At 71.0% G+C, this 15,443-nt stretch carries 15 protein-coding genes; 7 read left to right on the plus strand and 8 right to left on the minus strand.

All coding sequences use genetic code 11. The features are described from left to right. Positions 1-91: 91 nt before the first annotated feature. Complete coding sequence (locus tag AB0J04_RS42625; RefSeq protein WP_363174087.1) at positions 92-1,318, minus strand: acyl-CoA dehydrogenase family protein; 1,227 nt, start codon at positions 1,316-1,318, stop codon at positions 92-94. A 179-nt stretch (positions 1,319-1,497) separates the two neighbouring features. Between AB0J04_RS42625 and AB0J04_RS42630 the strand changes: the two genes are divergently transcribed. Next, positions 1,498-2,139, plus strand: coding sequence for a TetR family transcriptional regulator (locus tag AB0J04_RS42630; RefSeq protein ID WP_363174088.1), 642 nt, complete (start codon positions 1,498-1,500; stop codon positions 2,137-2,139). A gap of 83 nt (positions 2,140-2,222) precedes the next feature. Here the strand turns inward: AB0J04_RS42630 and def are convergent, their stop codons facing one another. After that, positions 2,223-2,777, minus strand: coding sequence for a peptide deformylase (gene def, locus AB0J04_RS42635; RefSeq protein ID WP_363174089.1), 555 nt, complete (start codon positions 2,775-2,777; stop codon positions 2,223-2,225). A gap of 158 nt (positions 2,778-2,935) precedes the next feature. Between def and AB0J04_RS42640 the strand changes: the two genes are divergently transcribed. The 4 genes from AB0J04_RS42640 to AB0J04_RS42655 all read left to right on the plus strand — a co-directional run bounded on the left by AB0J04_RS42640 (position 2,936) and on the right by AB0J04_RS42655 (position 7,787). Continuing rightward, the gene (locus AB0J04_RS42640) at positions 2,936-4,174 is read left to right on the plus strand and encodes a MurT ligase domain-containing protein (protein WP_363174090.1); all 1,239 of its coding nucleotides are present in this window, start codon (positions 2,936-2,938) and stop codon (positions 4,172-4,174) included. Between the two features lie 20 nt (positions 4,175-4,194). Beyond that, complete coding sequence (locus AB0J04_RS42645) at positions 4,195-4,923, plus strand: glutamine amidotransferase (protein ID WP_363174091.1); 729 nt, start codon at positions 4,195-4,197, stop codon at positions 4,921-4,923. Between the two features lie 193 nt (positions 4,924-5,116). Then, a complete protein-coding gene (locus tag AB0J04_RS42650) occupies positions 5,117-6,142 on the plus strand; it encodes a 6-phosphofructokinase (RefSeq protein WP_363174092.1) in 1,026 nt (341 codons plus the stop codon). Between the two features lie 211 nt (positions 6,143-6,353). Next, positions 6,354-7,787 carry a hypothetical protein gene (locus tag AB0J04_RS42655; RefSeq protein ID WP_363174093.1) on the plus strand — a complete coding sequence of 478 codons (1,434 nt, stop codon included), beginning with the start codon at positions 6,354-6,356 and terminating at the stop codon, positions 7,785-7,787. Positions 7,788-7,789: 2 nt separating this feature from the next. Here the strand turns inward: AB0J04_RS42655 and AB0J04_RS42660 are convergent, their stop codons facing one another. Continuing rightward, entirely contained in the window at positions 7,790-8,590 is an 801-nt protein-coding gene (locus AB0J04_RS42660) for an HAD family hydrolase (protein WP_363174094.1), read from the minus strand. Between the two features lie 187 nt (positions 8,591-8,777). Here AB0J04_RS42660 and AB0J04_RS42665 point away from each other — a divergent pair, with 187 nt between their 5' ends. Together AB0J04_RS42665 and AB0J04_RS42670 are read left to right on the plus strand one after the other, a co-directional pair. Continuing rightward, positions 8,778-9,728, plus strand: a complete 951-nt coding sequence (locus AB0J04_RS42665; protein WP_363174095.1) for a cytochrome c oxidase assembly protein — start codon at positions 8,778-8,780, stop codon at positions 9,726-9,728. Positions 9,729-9,788: 60 nt separating this feature from the next. Further along, the gene (locus tag AB0J04_RS42670; protein ID WP_363174096.1) at positions 9,789-9,959 is read left to right on the plus strand and encodes a hypothetical protein; all 171 of its coding nucleotides are present in this window, start codon (positions 9,789-9,791) and stop codon (positions 9,957-9,959) included. An 11-nt stretch (positions 9,960-9,970) separates the two neighbouring features. On the opposite strand, the gene AB0J04_RS42675 is transcribed toward AB0J04_RS42670, so the two are convergent. From AB0J04_RS42675 to AB0J04_RS42695, 5 genes are all read right to left on the minus strand, one after another. Then, positions 9,971-11,176: a histidine kinase gene (locus AB0J04_RS42675; RefSeq protein WP_363174097.1), complete on the minus strand. Its 1,206-nt coding sequence runs from the start codon at positions 11,174-11,176 to the stop codon at positions 9,971-9,973. Further along, positions 11,173-12,903, minus strand: coding sequence for a cation acetate symporter (locus AB0J04_RS42680; RefSeq protein ID WP_363174098.1), 1,731 nt, complete (start codon positions 12,901-12,903; stop codon positions 11,173-11,175). Before AB0J04_RS42680 ends, AB0J04_RS42675 begins: the two co-directional genes overlap by 4 nt. Positions 12,904-12,913: 10 nt before the next feature. After that, positions 12,914-13,276: a hypothetical protein gene (locus tag AB0J04_RS42685; RefSeq protein ID WP_363174099.1), complete on the minus strand. Its 363-nt coding sequence runs from the start codon at positions 13,274-13,276 to the stop codon at positions 12,914-12,916. A 4-nt stretch (positions 13,277-13,280) separates the two neighbouring features. Next, positions 13,281-14,030, minus strand: a complete 750-nt coding sequence (locus AB0J04_RS42690; RefSeq protein ID WP_363174100.1) for a LytTR family transcriptional regulator DNA-binding domain-containing protein — start codon at positions 14,028-14,030, stop codon at positions 13,281-13,283. A 112-nt stretch (positions 14,031-14,142) separates the two neighbouring features. Beyond that, entirely contained in the window at positions 14,143-15,348 is a 1,206-nt protein-coding gene (locus AB0J04_RS42695) for an RNA-guided endonuclease TnpB family protein (protein ID WP_363174101.1), read from the minus strand. Between the last annotated feature and the right edge of the window lie 95 nt (positions 15,349-15,443).

A 15,443-nucleotide genomic window follows, 5' to 3' on the forward strand; every position in this document is an offset into this window, starting at 1 on the left:
TGCCGTTGCGAGGGTGTCCAGGTCGGTCGTCACACATCGACACTGGACGCCCTCGTCCTATGTCCGCAGGACATCCCTTGGACTCATTCATCTAGCGGATCGGCAGCCCCGAGAGCGTGCGGGCGATCACCAGGCGCTGGATCTCGCTCGTACCCTCGAAAATGGTGTAAATAGCCGCATCTCGGTGCATGCGCTCCACCGGGTACTCCCTGGTGTAGCCGTTGCCGCCGAGGATCTGGATCGCCTGCGCGGTGACCGTCTTCGCGGTCTCGCTGGCGAACAGCTTCGACATCGAGCCCTCGGCCGCGGTGAACGGCTTCCCGCTGATCGCCATCCAGGAGGCCCGCCAGGTCAGCAGCCGCGCCGCGTCGATCTGGGTGCGCATGTCCGCGAGCTGGAAGGCGACGCCCTGGTTGTCGATGATCGGACGGCCGAACTGCTCACGCGTCATCGCGTAGTCGAGAGCGACCTCGTAGGCGGCGCGGGCCGTGCCGACGGCCATCGCGGCGACCGCGGGACGCGAGGCCTCGAAGGTCGCCATCGCCGCGTTCTTCACCCTCTCACCGCCCGACTTGGCCCGCTCGCGCGCCCGGGCGAGGCGCTCGTCCAGCTTCTCCTTGCCGCCGAGGAGGCAGGAGCCGGGGACGCGCACGTTGTCGAGGATCACCTCGGCGGTGTGCGAGGCGCGGATGCCGTGCTTCTTGAACTTCTGCCCCTGCGCGAGCCCCGGGGTGCCCGCCGGGACGATGAAGGAGGCGTGCCCCTTGGAGCCGAGCTCGGCGTCCACGACCGCGACGACCACGTGGACGTTGGCGATGCCGCCGTTGGTCGCCCAGGTCTTCGTGCCGTTGATCACCCACTCGTCCTTGGCCTCGTCGTACACGGCGCGTGTGCGCATGGAGGCGACGTCCGAGCCGGCGTCGGGCTCGGAGGAGCAGAACGCGGCCACCTTGACGTCATTGGCGTCGCCGTACATCTGCGGGATCCAGGTGCCGATCTGCTCCTCGGTCCCGTTGGCGAGCACGCCCACGGCGGCCAGGCCGGTGCCGACGATGGAGAGGGCTATGCCCGCGTCGCCCCAGAACAACTCCTCCATGGCCATCGGGATGCCGAGGCCGGTGGGGTCGAAGTACTGCTGCGCGTAGAAGTCGAGGGAGTAGATGCCGACCTTCGCCGCTTCCTGGATGACCGGCCAGGGAGTCTCCTCACGCTCGTCCCATTCGGCGGCCGCGGGGCGGATGACGTCGGCCGCGAAGCCGTGCAGCCAGTCCCGGACCTCCTTCTGTTCGTCGTTGAGCTCCATGGTGAACTCGGCCATGTCCCCTCCAGGGCGGAACGTGCAATGTTACTAGCGGTAACCCTGAGTCTGTTACCCGCTGGTAGGAAAAGTCAACTCCTGATGGCAGGCCCGGAGCCCTCCGGCCCGTTCGATGTCAGGCTGCTGTCAGGTGTTAGTTTGCGCAGGCGTCAGCGAATCAGCACGGGTGGGGAGAGCACATGGACACCACGCAGCGGACCGAGCAGCAACGGTCCGCCGACCGCCGACGGCGCGAGCTGCTGGAGGCCGCCGACCGGGTGGTGCTGCGCGACGGCCCACAGGCCTCGATGAACGCCATCGCCGCCGAGGCCGGGATCACGAAGCCCATCCTCTATCGCCACTTCGGCGACAAGGGCGGGCTTTACGCCGCCCTTGCCAAGCGGCACACGGACGCGCTGCTGGACTCGCTGCGGGCGGCGCTGGACGCTCCCGCCGAGCGCCGGGAGCGGGTCGAGGCCACGCTCGACACCTACCTCGCCGCGATCGAGGCACGGCCTCAGGTGTACCGGTTCCTGATGCATCCGTCCGACGGGTCGCCCGGGGAGCAGGGGTTCGACGTCGGCAAGCACTCGGCTCCGCTGCTGCGGCGGATGGGCGAGGAGTTGGCCCAGGTCATCGAGGAGCGGCTGGACCTCGGGCCCGGGAGTCAGCAGCTCGCCCGGGTGTGGGGGCACGGGATCGTCGGGATGATGCATGCGGCGGGTGACTGGTGGTTGGGGGAACGGCCCTGCACGCGGGCCGAGCTGGTGCGGAGTCTGGCCGATTTGTTGTGGGGGCGGCTCGCTGCCGCGGGGGACAAGGTGGGGGGGCCTGGGTTCTGAGGGTTGCCTTTCGGCCGCGGACCGGTGGGGGCCGGTCGTTCCCCCATCGCGGCGCAGCCGCACAGCGATACACCCCCGCGCCCCTAAGCCGGCGATCCCGCCCGGTGCCAGGAGGCTCGGGTCACTTGGCGCATCAGCTTCCTGTGGCGCCAACCCGTCACCCTGTCCGCGTAGACCGTGCCGTCCAGGTGGTCGCACTCGTGTTGCAGGCATCTGGCAAAGAAACCCGTGCCTCGTACCGTGATCGGGGCGCCGGTCACGGTACGGCCCTCGACCGTCGCCTCGTCGTGGCGTTCCGTTCCCGCCTCCAGTCCCGGCAGGGAGAGACAGCCCTCCGGGCCTCGCAGGACGATGCCGTCCGTGCCCACGAGGCGGGGGTTCACGATATGGCCCAGGTGGCGGACGTCATCGTCGTCGGGGCAGTCGTAGACGAAGACCCGCAGCGCCTCGCCGACCTGGTTCGCGGCGAGGCCCACGCCCTGGGCCGCGTACATCGTGGCGAACATGTCCTCCACGAGAAGCGCGAGTTCGGGGCCGAAGTCGGTGACGTCCTCGCAACGGGCGTGCAGGACGGGATCGCTGAGCAGGGTGAGGGGCCGGACGCGCCCGTGGGCGCCCGGGATGGAGCCGTGTCGCATGGCGGCAAGGGTACGGTCCTTTCTGACACGCGCATGCCGTCCGCGGGCGGGTGGTGGTGCCGGGATTCGGGAGTGCGAATGGATCTCGATAGGCTGACCACCTACCACGTTGCCGTACGGCAGAGGCGCGGCGCGTACGCAAGGAGGATCGAGAACTGATGGCAGGCAACTCGGACCCGCTCACGCCGCGGGCCAAGATCGCCGTGACCGCGGGCAAGGCGGTCGCGGCGGCTTCTCGCGCCGCGGGGCGCGGCAGCGGTTCGGTGATCGGCGGCCGGGTCGCGCTCAAACTCGACCCCGACCTCCTCGCCCGGCTCGCCCAGAACCTGGACGTCATCCTCGTCTCGGCGACGAACGGCAAGACGACGACGACCAGGCTGATCGCCGAGGCGTTGCGAGCCGCCGGGCCGGTCGTGTCCAACGCGCTCGGCGCCAACATGCCGGCCGGCATCACCTCGGCCCTCGCGGGCGGTTCGGACTCGAAGTACGGCGTCATCGAGGTCGACGAGAAGTACCTCGCGGGTGTGGCCCGGGACACCTCCCCCAAGTGCATCGCGCTGCTCAACCTCTCCCGCGACCAGTTGGACCGCGCCGCCGAGACGCGGATGCTCGCGGAGAACTGGCGTGAGGGGCTCGCCGGTTCGAAGGCGGTCATCGTCGCGAACGCCGACGACCCGCTGATCGTGTGGGCCGCCTCCTCCTCCCCCAACGTGATCTGGGTGGCCGCCGGCCAGATGTGGAAGGACGACGCCTGGTCGTGCCCGTCCTGCGGCGGCGTCATGCAGCGGCCCGGCGACGACTGGTTCTGCGGTGAGTGCGGCTTCCGGCGTCCGCGGCCGAGCTGGGCGCTGTCCGGGGACCACGTTCTCGACCCGCACGGCTCCGCCTGGCCGATCCACCTCCAGCTGCCCGGACGCGCCAACAAGGCCAACGCCGCCTCCTCGGCCGCCGTCGCCGCCGTCTTCGGGGTGCCGCCGCAGGTGGCGCTGGAGCGGATGTACCAGGTGCAGGCCGTCGCCGGGCGCTATGACGTCGTCCAGTTCCAGGGCCGTGACCTGCGGCTGCTGCTGGCGAAGAACCCGGCGGGCTGGCTCGAGACGTTCAGCCTGATCGATCCGCCGCCCACCCCGGTGATCCTCGCGGTGAACGCGCGCGGCGCCGACGGCACCGACACCTCCTGGCTGTGGGACGTCGACTACACGCGGCTGACCGGCCACCCGATCTTCGTCCTCGGTGACCGGAAGCTGGACCTGGCGGTGCGCCTGGAGGTCGCGAACCAGCACTTCCAGGTGTGCGAGACCCTCGACCAGGCCGTGCAGCAGGCGCCGCCGGGCCGGATCGAGGTCATCGCGAACTACACCGCGTTCCAGGACCTGCGCCGCCGCGTCGGCAACTGACCCCGAAGGACGACCACTTCATGAGCGACAACCAGCTACGGATCGTGTGGGTCTACCCGGACCTGCTCAGCACCTACGGCGACCAGGGCAACGTCCTGGTCGTGGAGCGCCGGGCGCGGCAGCGCGGCCTCGACGTGGCCCGGCTCGACGTGCGCAGCGACCAGCCGATCCCGACCTCCGGCGACATCTACTTCATCGGCGGCGGCGAGGACCGGCCGCAGCGGCTGGCGGCGGAGCGGCTGCGGCGGGACGCGCATCTGTACCAGGCGGTCAACAACGGCGCGATCGTGTTCGCGGTCTGCGCCGGCTACCAGATCCTGGGCCACGAGTTCGTCAACGACCTGGGCCAGCGCGAGCCCGGTCTCGGTCTGCTGGACGTCACCACGGTGCGCGGCGAGGGCGAGCGGTGCGTCGGCGACGTCCTCGCGGACATCGACCCGCGGCTCGGTCTGCCGCAGCTGACCGGCTTCGAGAACCATCAGGGCGTCACCCGCCTCGGCCCGACCGCCCGCCCCTTCGCCCGCGTCCAGATCGGCAAGGGCAACGGCACGGGCGACGGTACCGAGGGCGCGTACAACGACACCGTGTTCGGCACGTACATGCACGGGCCGGTGCTGGCCAGGAACCCGCTGATCGCGGACCTGCTGCTGAAGCTGGCGCTGGACGTGAACGCGCTCCCGCCGAGCGACGACCGCTGGTACGAGGCGCTCCGCGGCGAGCGCATCGCGGCGGCGCAGCAGCCTGCCTGACCGGGTGGCGTTCACCTGATTTTCAGGGTGCCGTCAGCAGCCCGTCTGACGGTCCATCCGCACAGGTGAGCAGGCACGTCCAGCAGGCGGACGCGTGCTTCGGCCCCGCCCCCTCCTGCGGTTAGGGTGGCGGGGATTCGAGCCGGACAATGTGGTCCGGATCCGGCCCACGTGGAGAAGGTTGTTGCGGGCTATGCGCATTGGTGTCCTCACGTCCGGCGGCGACTGCCCCGGCCTGAACGCCGTCATCCGGTCCGTCGTGCACCGTGCCGTCGCCGACCACGGCGACGAGGTCATCGGCTTCCGGGACGGCTGGAAGGGCCTCCTGGAGTGCGACTACCTCAAGCTCGACCTCGACGCGGTGAGCGGCATCCTCGCCCGCGGCGGCACGATCCTCGGCTCGTCCCGGGTCCAGCCCTCGCATCTGCGGGACGGCGTGGAGCGCGCCCGGGGCCATGTCGCGGAGCTCGGCCTCGACGCGATCATCCCGATCGGCGGTGAGGGCACCCTCAAGGCGGCCCGGCTGATGTCCGACGCGGGGCTGCCCATCGTCGGCGTGCCGAAGACCATCGACAACGACATCGCCGTCACCGACGTCACCTTCGGCTTCGACACGGCGGTCGGTGTCGCCACCGAGGCGCTGGACCGGTTGAAGACCACCGCCGAGTCCCACCAGCGGGTGCTCGTCGTCGAGGTCATGGGGCGGCACACCGGCTGGATAGCGCTGCAGTCCGGCATGGCGGCAGGCGCCCACGCCATCGTCGTACCGGAACGGCCCTTCGACATCGAGGAGCTGGCCCGTCGGGTCGGCGAGCGGTTCGAGGCGGGCAAGCGGTTCGCGATCGTCGTCGCCGCGGAGGGGGCCAAGCCGAAGTCCGGCACGATGGCCTTCGACGAGGGCGCGAAGGACATCTACGGGCACGAGCGGTTCGCCGGGATCGCCCGGCAGCTGTCCATCGAGCTGGAGAACCGGCTGGGGAAGGAAGCCCGGCCGGTCATCCTGGGGCATGTGCAGCGGGGCGGTACGCCCACCGCGTACGACCGGGTGCTGGCCACGCGGTTCGGGTGGCATGCGGTGGAGGCGGTGCATCGCGGGGAGTTCGGGAACATGACGGCTCTGCGGGGCACCGACATCGTGATGGTGCCGTTGGCCGCGGCCGTGGAGACGCTGAAGACCGTGCCGGCGGATCGGTATGCGGAAGCGGAGTGCGTGCTTTAGCCGTCCGGCGCGGTCCCGTCACCTGATCGGCCGTAGTCCGTCATGGCTCCGGTGGCCCGTGTGCGCACGGGCCACCGGCGTCTCCGCCCGCTTGTGTTCGAATTGACACCCGGCTCCTGGGGCCCCGTACTGAACGCGAGGGACTCTGGTCAAGAGTTTCCCCGTGGTGCACTCCACCACCACCCCATCTCTCCCCTTCAGGGAGCCCCCCATGACGTTGCAACAACAGCAAGTCACGATCCCGACGGTTCTGGTGTACGAGGACGACCCCGGATTTCCTCCGCAGGTCAACATGCCCGTACCGCATCCCGTGCCGCAGCTCGACACCCAGCCCTTCCCGACGGCCATCGCGGAGACCGCGCCGCAGCCGGACAGCGCCGGGCCCGGCACCGAGTCGTTCCGCTACTGGGTGGCGGCCGATGCGCTCAGCAGGGCCAGCCTGACCTGGGGTCCCATGGTTCCGACCGGAACGCAGTGGCATCCGCAGGTCGGACGCGCCCTCACCGCGCATCTCAACGTGGGAGTCGGCCTCAACGCCTTCTACGACCGCAGGGGCGTGTCGTTCCTCCGCCAGACGGTGGCAGGCGTCACCGTCGCCACGTGCGAGAGCAACGAGATCGTCGAGCACGAGACGGGGCACGCGGTCCTGGACGCCCTGCGTCCGCAGCTGTTCAACGCGGCGAGCGCGGAGGCGGCCGGTCTGCACGAGGCGTTCGGCGACATCAGCGCCCTGCTGAGCTCGCTGCGGCTGGAATCGCTGCGGACCGCCGTACTGGCCGAGACCCAGGGCAACCCCGAAGTGTCCTCACGGGTGTCGAGGATCGCCGAGCAGCTGGGCTGGGCGATCCGCCAGTTCGACCCGACCAAGGTCGACCCGGACTGTCTGCGCAACATGGCGAACAGCTTCTTCTACCGCGACCCGGTGCTGCTCGAACCGAGCGGCCCCGCGAGCATGCTCACGAGCGCGCCGCACTCGTTCTCCCGGGTCTTCAGCGGCGCGTTCCTGAAGATCGTCGCCGGGATCTTCCGGCAGCAGGACCTGCAGGACCAGAACGGTCTGGGCTTCTCGGCCGAGATGGCGGGACAGCTGCTCGTGGACGCCGTCGTCGCCGCGCCCGTGGTGTCCGCCTACTACGCGCAGGTCGCGGGTCACATGATCGCCGCGGACCAGCGCCGCAACGGCGGCAAGTACGGTCCGTCCCTGCGCTCGGCGTTCATCCGGCACGGCATCCTCTCCCTGGAGGCCGCCGCGTCCCTCACCGAGCCGGAGGTGTCGAGCCGGGCCGCCGGGATCACCGCGGCGATGCCGGGCGGGAGCGACGACCTCGGTCTGACGGCGGTCAGCGTCCCGGGGGCGATGTACGGCATCGCCCAGCCGCTCACCCTGTCCGCGCCGGCGCAGGAACGACGCTTCGGCATCGCGGGCTCCGACCCCGCCGGCGGTTCCGTGCGGCCCGCCGACCCCGAGCGCGTCGCCATGTCGTTCCTGGAGGACCTCTTCCGCCGGGGTCGGGTGCATGTGCCCGAAGAACACCGCTCCGCCATGGCGTTCGACGACGACAGCCCGTCCCGGCTCAGGACCCACGAGATCACGTCGAGGACGACCGGCGAGGGCCTTGCCCTGGTCCGGCGGTGCTTCGACTGAGGTCAGCGGTCAGTGGAAAAGCGCAGACGACGGACGGACAGCCGTCCGTCGTCCGCGCGCTCGATCACATGCGTCGTCCGCGGAGTCGGCTCCTCACCCTCGAAGACCGCCTCACCGCGGGCCAGCAGGTCGCTGACGAATTTCTCGGTCGCCCTGCGCTCGGCGTCGTCACGCTCGCCGTCATCGCGCTCGCCGGGGGTCGCCGTCGCCTCCGCAGACCCCCGCACGTCCACCGTGAATCCGGCCGTCGCCAGCGCCTCGACGCCTCGCGCGGTCACCAGGGCGAGCACGAGCCGCTCGGAGACGACCTCGGCGGGAACGGCCTCGGTCTCGTTCATGGCCGCGTTCAACGAGCCCACGTCCTGACCGACCCGCAACTCGATCCGCGCCCGGAGCACGGGACGGTTCTCCGTCGCCGCGACGGCGAACACCGGGTGAGCCGCGGTACGCATCCCCGCCTCCCGTGCGAAACCGCGCTCCTGGGGGTTCTCGCCCACGAAGACACAGTCGTCGGCCGCCGCTCCCCCGGCGTCGACGACCGCCCGGTCGAAGATCCCGCGGCTGTCCTTCACACCCCAGTGCACCAGGGCCGCGTCCGTGAAATCGCCGGGAAACGCCTCCGCCAGCGCCCGCGCCACGGCGGACTCCTGCGAACCGGGGTTGGAGATGATGCCCTTGCGTACCTCGCGCAGGGCGCGAAGCACGGCGCGGACCCGCGGCAGGGGGCCCAGCGTGAGGGAGCCGTCGGGTTCCCGGTGGGGTTCCGCGAGGGTCGCCCCGATGTCGAAGAAGATGACAGACATGGCACATGCCTGCCCGCGGCGAACGCCTTCAAGTCGGGACCGCCCGGGTGAACGGGCCGGGCGCCGGCCGGGGGGCGCCGCCGCGTGGGAAGCCGCACCGGCCCCGGTGCCGGGGGCCCCCGGGGGCTTCTCTACTCTTGTGGGCGGCAGGAAACGTACAACCCCCCACGAATCAGGAGCTGCCCACATGGATCACGGCGGGCACGGCATGACCATGGATCTGCCGCCGTTCACGCTGGGGCGAGGTCTTCAGTGGTCGGCGGATCCGTTCTTCCTCGTCGCCTGTCTGGTGGGGCTCGGGCTGTACGGGTGGGGGGTGCTGCGGCTGCGGCGGCGCGGGGACGCGTGGCCGGTGGGGCGGACCGTGTCGTTCGTCGTCGGGGTGCTCACCATCATGCTCGTGATGTGCACCGCGCTGAACGACTACGGGATGGTCATGTTCAGCGTGCACATGGTGCAGCACATGGTGATCAGCATGCTGTCGCCGATCCTGATCCTGCTCGGCGCCCCCATGACGCTGGCGCTGCGCGCCCTGCCTGCCGCCGGCCGGGGCCGCAAGGGGCCGCGTGAGCTGCTGCTGATGCTGCTGCACAGCCGGTACATGCGGATGATCACCCATCCCGCCTTCACGATCCCGCTGTTCATCGCGAGTCTCTACGCGCTGTACTTCACGCCGCTGTTCGACTTCCTGATGGGCTCCAGGACGGGGCACGTCGCGATGATGGTGCACTTCCTCGCGGTCGGCGTGGTGTTCTTCTGGCCGATCATCGGCGTGGATCCGGGGCCGACCCGGCCGGGCTATCTGATGCGGATGCTGGAGCTGTTCGCGGGCATGCCGTTCCACGCGTTCTTCGGCATCGCGCTGATGATGGCGTCGCAGCCGATGGTGCAGACGTTCGAGCACCCGCCCTCCTCGCTCGGCATCGACGCGCTCTCCGACCAGAACGCGGCCGGCGGCATCGCCTGGGCGTTCAGCGAGATCCCGTCGGTGCTGGTGCTGATCGCCCTGCTGTTCCAGTGGTACGGCTCCGAGCAGCGGCAGGCCAAGCGCAAGGACCGGGCCGCCGACCGGGACGGGGACCAGGAACTGGAGGCGTACAACGCCTATCTTGCGTCGCTCGACGCACGCGGGCGCTGAACCCGGGGCACCATGGAGGGGGACCGCCCTGTGGGAGGGCGGCCTGAGGAGGGTGTCGCGATGGCCGGTACCACGGACAGTTCGACGAAGACCATGGGGGTGCTCACCGTCGGCGGACTCGTCATGGTGACCGCCTACACGGTGGCGCTCGGCAGCAACGGCTGGCTGTGGTTCGGCTGGGTCGTGCTCGGGCTGATCACGCTCGCGCTGATCGTGATGCGGACGAGCTGAGGGCCTGCGGCCTACTCGCGGGTGAGGCGGGCCGCCGAGTGCACGCCCGGCTGGTACTTCGGCAGCCGGGCGGTGATCTTCATGCCCGCTCCCAGGGCGGTTTCGATGACCAGGCCGTAGTCGTCGCCGTAGACCTGGCGGAGCCGGTCGTCCACGTTGGACAGGCCGATGCCGCCGGACGGGCTGACCTCGCCGGCCAGGATGCGGCGCAGCGCGACCGGGTCCATGCCGGCGCCGTCGTCCTCGATGACCACGAGGGCCTCGGCGCCGGCGTCCTGCGCGGTGATCTGGATATGGCAGGTGTCGGCCTTGCCCTCCAGGCCGTGCTTGACGGCGTTCTCCACCAAGGGCTGGAGGCAGAGGAAGGGCAGGGCCACCGGGAGGACCTCGGGGGCTATCTGGAGGGTGACGGCGAGGCGGTCGCCGAAGCGCGCCCGGACCAGGGCCAGGTAGTGGTCGATGGCGTGGAGCTCGTCGGCCAGGGTGGTGAAGTCGCCGTGCCGGCGGAACGAGTAACGGGTGAAGTCGGCGAACTCCAGGAGCAGTTCACGGGCGCGTTCGGGGTCGGTGCGGACGAACGAGGCGATCACCGCGAGCGAGTTGAAGATGAAGTGCGGGGAGATCTGGGCGCGCAGGGCCTTGATCTCCGCCTCGATCAGCTTGGTCCGGGACTGGTCGAGGTCCGCCAGCTCCAGCTGGACGCTGACCCAGCGGGCGACCTCGCCGGCCGCCCGGACCAGGACGGCGGACTCGCGGGGCGCACAGGCGACGAGGGCGCCGTGCACCCGGTCGTCGACGGTGAGCGGGGCGAGGACCGCCCAGCGGACGGGACAGTCGGCGTGCTCGCAGGTGAGCGGGAAGGCCTCGCCCCGGCCGCTCTCCAGGGGCCCGGCGAGCCGCTCCATGATCTCCGCGCGGTGATGTCCGCCCACGCCGTCCCAGGCCAGCACCTCCTTCTCGTCGGTCAGGCACAGGGCGTCCGTACCGAGCAGGGTGCGCAGTCTGCGGGCGGATCTGCGGGCCGTCTCCTCCGTGAGGCCGGCCCGCAGCGGGGGCGCGGCGAGGGAGGCGGTGTGCAGGGTCTGGAAGGTGGCGTGCTCGACCGGCGTGCCCAGGCCGCCCAGGCTCTCCGGGCGGGCGGTGCGGCGGCCCAGCCAGAAGCCCGCGGCGAGGAACGGGAGGATCGCGATGCAGACGCCCGCCAGGAAGTCGCTCATGCCTTCGCCTCCGCCGCCCGCAGCTCCTCCGTGCGCAGTTCCTCCGGCAGGTGGAAGCGGGCCAGGATCGCCGCCGTTCCGGCCGGGACGCGGCCCGGGGTGGCCAGGGACACCAGGATCATGGTGAGGAAGCCGAGCGGCACGGACCACAGCGCCGGCCAGGCGAGCAGGGCGTGCAGTCCGCCCGTGCCGGGGAAGCCGGCCATGGTGGCGGCGACGGCGAGGAACGCCGATCCGCCGCCCACCAGCATTCCGGCGGCCGCGCCGGGCGGGGTCAGCCGGCGCCACCAGATGCCGAGGACGAGCAGCGGGCAGAAGGAGGACGCCGACACCGCGAACGCCAGTCCTACGGCGTCGGCCACCGGCAGCCCGCCCACCAGGAGGCTCGCGGCGAGGGGCACGACCATGGCGAGGCCGGTGCCGAGCCGGAAGTGCCGTACGCCGCGGGTCGGCAGGACGTCCTGGGTGAGGACGCCCGCGACGGCCATCGTCAGCCCCGAGGCCGTGGACAGGAACGCGGCGAACGCTCCCCCGGCGACCAGCGCGCCGAGCAGGTCGCCGCCGAGGCCGCCGATCACCCGGTCGGGCAGCAGCAGGACGGCCGCGTCGGCGTCGCCGCCGAGGGCCAGCTCGGGGGCGTAGAGGCGGCCCAGGGCGCCGTAGACGGGCGGCAGGAGGTAGAAGGCGCCGACGAGGGCGAGGACGGCGACCGTGGTGCGGCGGGCGGCGACTCCGTGCGGGCTGGTGTAGAAGCGGACGACGACGTGCGGCAGGCCCATGGTGCCGAGGAACGTGGCGAGGATCAGGCCGTAGGTGGCGTACAGCGGGCGCTCCTCGCGGCCGACGGCCAGCGAGGTGGACATGCCGCCGTTGCTGCCGCGCTCGGCGACGGGTACGGCGGCGCCCTCGGCGAAGGTGAGGCGGGTGCCGCGCTCGATGCGGTGGATGCCGGCGGGGAGGCGGAGGACGGCGTCCTTGTGCGGGCGGCCGTCGACGCGGCCGTCCACCGTCACGGTCAGGGGGCGCTCCAGCCTGAGGTCGAGGGTGTCGTCGACCCGGACGACCCGCTGTTCGCGGAAGGTCGCCGGTTCGTCGAAGGCGTTCTGGGGGGCTCCGTCGCCCTGCCAGGCGAGGAGCAGGAACAGCGCGGGGACGAGGAGCGCGGTGAGCTTGAGCCAGTACTGGAAGGCCTGCACGAAGGTGATGCTGCGCATGCCGCCCGCGGCGACGGTCGCGGTGACGACCACGGCGACGATCAGCCCGCCGAGCGAGTCGGGGGCGCCGGTCAGGACGGTCAACGTCAGCCCCGCGCCCTGGAGTTGGGGCAGCAGATAGAGCCAGCCCACGCCCACGACGAAGGCGCCCGCGAGCCGCCGCACCGACGGGGAGGCGAGCCGGGCCTCGGCGAAGTCGGGGAGGGTGTAGGCGCCGGAGCGGCGCAGCGGGGCGGCGACGAAGAGGAGCAGGACCAGATAGCCGGCGGTGTAGCCGACCGGGTACCAGAGCATGTCCGGGCCCTGGACCAGGACCAGTCCCGCGATGCCGAGGAAGGAGGCGGCGGAGAGGTACTCGCCGCTGATGGCGGCCGCGTTGAGGCGGGGGCCGACGGTGCGGGAGGCGACGTAGAAGTCGGAGGTGGTGCGGGAGATGCGCAGGCCGAAGGCGCCGACGAGGACGGTCGCGACGACGACCAGGGCGACGGCGGGGACGGCGAACGTGGGGTTCATCGGGCGTCCTTCACCGGTCCTCGACCAGCCGTACGAAGTCCCGTTCGTTGCGTTCGGCGCGGCGCACGTACCAGCGGGCCAGCAGGACGAGCGGGGCGTAGAGGCCGAAGCCGAGGACCGCCCATTCGAGGCGGTGGGCGTCGGACATCGCCGCGAAGAGCAGCGGCAGCGGGCCGACGAGGAGCGCGAGGACGGCGAACACCGTGAGGGCGGCGCGCAGTTGGGAGCGCATGAGGGAGCGGACGTAGGTGTGGCCGAGGGTGGTCTGCTCGTCGATCTCGGTGCGCGGGCGGTAGTAGCCGGAGGCGCGGCGGCGGGTACGGCGGGCGGGGCCGGAGACGACGACGCGCCGCTCGACGGGGTCCTGAGGCATGGCGCTAGGGCCTCCTCATCAGCAGGTCCCGCAGTTCGCGGGCGTGGCGGCGGCTGACCTGGAGTTCCTCGCCGCCGACCAGGACGCTCACCGTGCCCGCGTCCAGCCGGAGTTCGCCTATGTGGCGCAGGGCGACGAGGTGGCGGCGGTGGATGCGGACGAAGCCGCGGGCGCGCCAGCGCTCCTCCAGGGTGGACAGGGGGATGCGGACGAGGTGGCTGCCGCGGTCGGTGTGCAGACGGGCGTAGTCGCCCTGGGCCTCGACGTGGGTGATGTCATCGACGGCGACGAAGCGTGTCACGCCGCCGAGTTCGACGGGTATGTGGTCCGGGTCGGGCTCGTGGACGGGGATGCGCGGGGCGGCGCCGCGCAGTTCGGCGGCGCGCCGCACGGCCTCGGCGAGGCGTTCCTTGCGGACGGGTTTGAGGACGTAGTCGACGGCCTTCAGGTCGAAGGCCTGGACGGCGAAGTCCTCGTGGGCGGTGACGAAGACGACCAGCGGGGGCCTGGCGAAGCCGGTGAGGAGGCGGGCCAGGTCGAGGCCGTCGAGGCCGGGCATCTGGATGTCGAGGAAGACGACGTCGATGGCCTCGGGGCCCGCGGGGCCGGACTCCAGGGCGCGGTTGATGCGGCGCAGCGCCTCGGTCGCGTCGCCGGCGCCCTCCACGCTGCCGATCCGCGGATCCGCGGTGAGCAGGTAGAGCAGCTCTTCCAGCGAGGGGCGTTCGTCGTCGACGGCGAGGGCACGCAGCATGAAGGTGGAGTGTAGGGGCGATCCGCACCGCTGGACATGTACCGGGGTGTGGACGTATGCGCTGGATACAGTGCCCGCTTGACTTCCTCCCCCTCGTGAACGAGGGGGATTCCTACGGCTCGCGCCGTGGGGTTTTCTGCTTCGTCGCCGGCTGCCCGCCCGGAGTTCTCCGTTGAGGTCTTACACCGGCTCCACAGACCGACACCGCCAGCCCGGCGGCCAGAAGGTTGTTCGCCGCGTTCACGTCCCGGTCATGGGCCGTCCCGCAGCCGTCGCACGTCCACGTACGGACGCTGAGCGGCATCTTCCCCTGCAAGGCGCCGCACGCGGAGCACAGCCTGGAAGAAGGGAAGAAGCGGTCCACGGCGATCAATTCCCGCCCGTACCAGGCGGCCTTGTACTCCAGCATGGAGCGGAACTCGCTCCAGCTCGCGTCCGAGATCGCCCGGGCGAGTGTGTGGTTGCTGACCATGTTGCGCACGGTCAGGTCCTCGATCACGAGCGTTTGGTTTTCACGCACGAGTCGGGTGGTGAGCTTGTGCAGGTGGTCGCGGCGGCGGTCGGCGATCCGGACGTGGATCCCGGCGACCTTGCGCCGGGCTTTGCGCCGGTTGGCGCCGTCACCTTTGGCCTTGCGGGACAGCTCGCGCTGGGCCCTGGCAAGACGGACACGGTCACGGCGCTCGTGCCGGGGATTGCCGACCTTCTCCCCTGTGGAGAGGGTCAGGAGGTGGTCCAGGCCGACGTCGACCCCGACCGCCGTGTCAACGGTGGGAAGCGGCCCGACGGTGGGGTCGTCGCACAGCATGGAGACGAACCAGCGTCCGGCTGCGTCCTGCGACACGGTCACGGTGGACGGCTGCACCCCTTCGGGCAGCGGCCGGGACCACACGATGTCCAGCGGGTCCGCCATCTTCGCCAGCGTCAGCCTGCCGCCGTGGAAACGGAAACCGCTGGTGGTGTACTCGGCGGACCTGCGGGACTTCTTCCGCGACTTGAAACGCGGGTACTTCGCCCGCCTGGCGAAGAAAAGGGTGAACGCGCTCTGCAGGTGCCGCAGTGTCTGCTGCAACGGCACCGAGGAGACATCATTGAGGAACGCCAGTTCCTCGGTCTTCTTCCACGCCGTCAGCATGGCCGAGGTGGCGTTGTAGTTGACCCTCTCCTGCCGCGTCCACGCCTCGGTACGGGCCGCCAGCGCGAGGTTGTAGACCTTCCGCACGCACCCGAACGTGCGCGACAGCTCGGCTGCCTGCGCATCGGTCGGACGGAAGCGGTACTTGAACGCCCGCTTCACATGGTTCGTGGTCACGCTCACAAACTAGTGCCGCGGCAGGCAACGTTCGCCCCGTCGCGACGCCCGGCACGCACTCTCGCCGCACCGGCCGAAAGCCCAAGTACGTCCAGTACGAG

Origin of the sequence: Streptomyces sp. NPDC050263 (assembly GCF_040655955.1) — a bacterium.
In the GTDB taxonomy this organism is placed as follows: Bacteria; Actinomycetota; Actinomycetes; order Streptomycetales; family Streptomycetaceae; genus Streptomyces.

What these genes read in the sequence shown, in the direction of transcription:
- AB0J04_RS42625 (WP_363174087.1), bottom strand. Translation starts at nt 1,318, where the DNA reads ATGGCCGAGTTCACCATGGAGCTCAACGACGAACAGAAGGAGGTCCGG.
- AB0J04_RS42685 (WP_363174099.1), bottom strand. Translation starts at nt 13,276, where the DNA reads ATGCCTCAGGACCCCGTCGAGCGGCGCGTCGTCGTCTCCGGCCCCGCC.
- AB0J04_RS42665 (WP_363174095.1), top strand. Translation starts at nt 8,778, where the DNA reads ATGGATCACGGCGGGCACGGCATGACCATGGATCTGCCGCCGTTCACG.
- AB0J04_RS42650 (WP_363174092.1), top strand. Translation starts at nt 5,117, where the DNA reads ATGCGCATTGGTGTCCTCACGTCCGGCGGCGACTGCCCCGGCCTGAAC.
- AB0J04_RS42670 (WP_363174096.1), top strand. Translation starts at nt 9,789, where the DNA reads ATGGCCGGTACCACGGACAGTTCGACGAAGACCATGGGGGTGCTCACC.
- def (WP_363174089.1), bottom strand. Translation starts at nt 2,777, where the DNA reads ATGCGACACGGCTCCATCCCGGGCGCCCACGGGCGCGTCCGGCCCCTC.
- AB0J04_RS42630 (WP_363174088.1), top strand. Translation starts at nt 1,498, where the DNA reads ATGGACACCACGCAGCGGACCGAGCAGCAACGGTCCGCCGACCGCCGA.
- AB0J04_RS42640 (WP_363174090.1), top strand. Translation starts at nt 2,936, where the DNA reads ATGGCAGGCAACTCGGACCCGCTCACGCCGCGGGCCAAGATCGCCGTG.
- AB0J04_RS42680 (WP_363174098.1), bottom strand. Translation starts at nt 12,903, where the DNA reads ATGAACCCCACGTTCGCCGTCCCCGCCGTCGCCCTGGTCGTCGTCGCG.
- AB0J04_RS42690 (WP_363174100.1), bottom strand. Translation starts at nt 14,030, where the DNA reads ATGCTGCGTGCCCTCGCCGTCGACGACGAACGCCCCTCGCTGGAAGAG.
- AB0J04_RS42675 (WP_363174097.1), bottom strand. Translation starts at nt 11,176, where the DNA reads ATGAGCGACTTCCTGGCGGGCGTCTGCATCGCGATCCTCCCGTTCCTC.
- AB0J04_RS42645 (WP_363174091.1), top strand. Translation starts at nt 4,195, where the DNA reads ATGAGCGACAACCAGCTACGGATCGTGTGGGTCTACCCGGACCTGCTC.
- AB0J04_RS42660 (WP_363174094.1), bottom strand. Translation starts at nt 8,590, where the DNA reads ATGTCTGTCATCTTCTTCGACATCGGGGCGACCCTCGCGGAACCCCAC.
- AB0J04_RS42655 (WP_363174093.1), top strand. Translation starts at nt 6,354, where the DNA reads ATGACGTTGCAACAACAGCAAGTCACGATCCCGACGGTTCTGGTGTAC.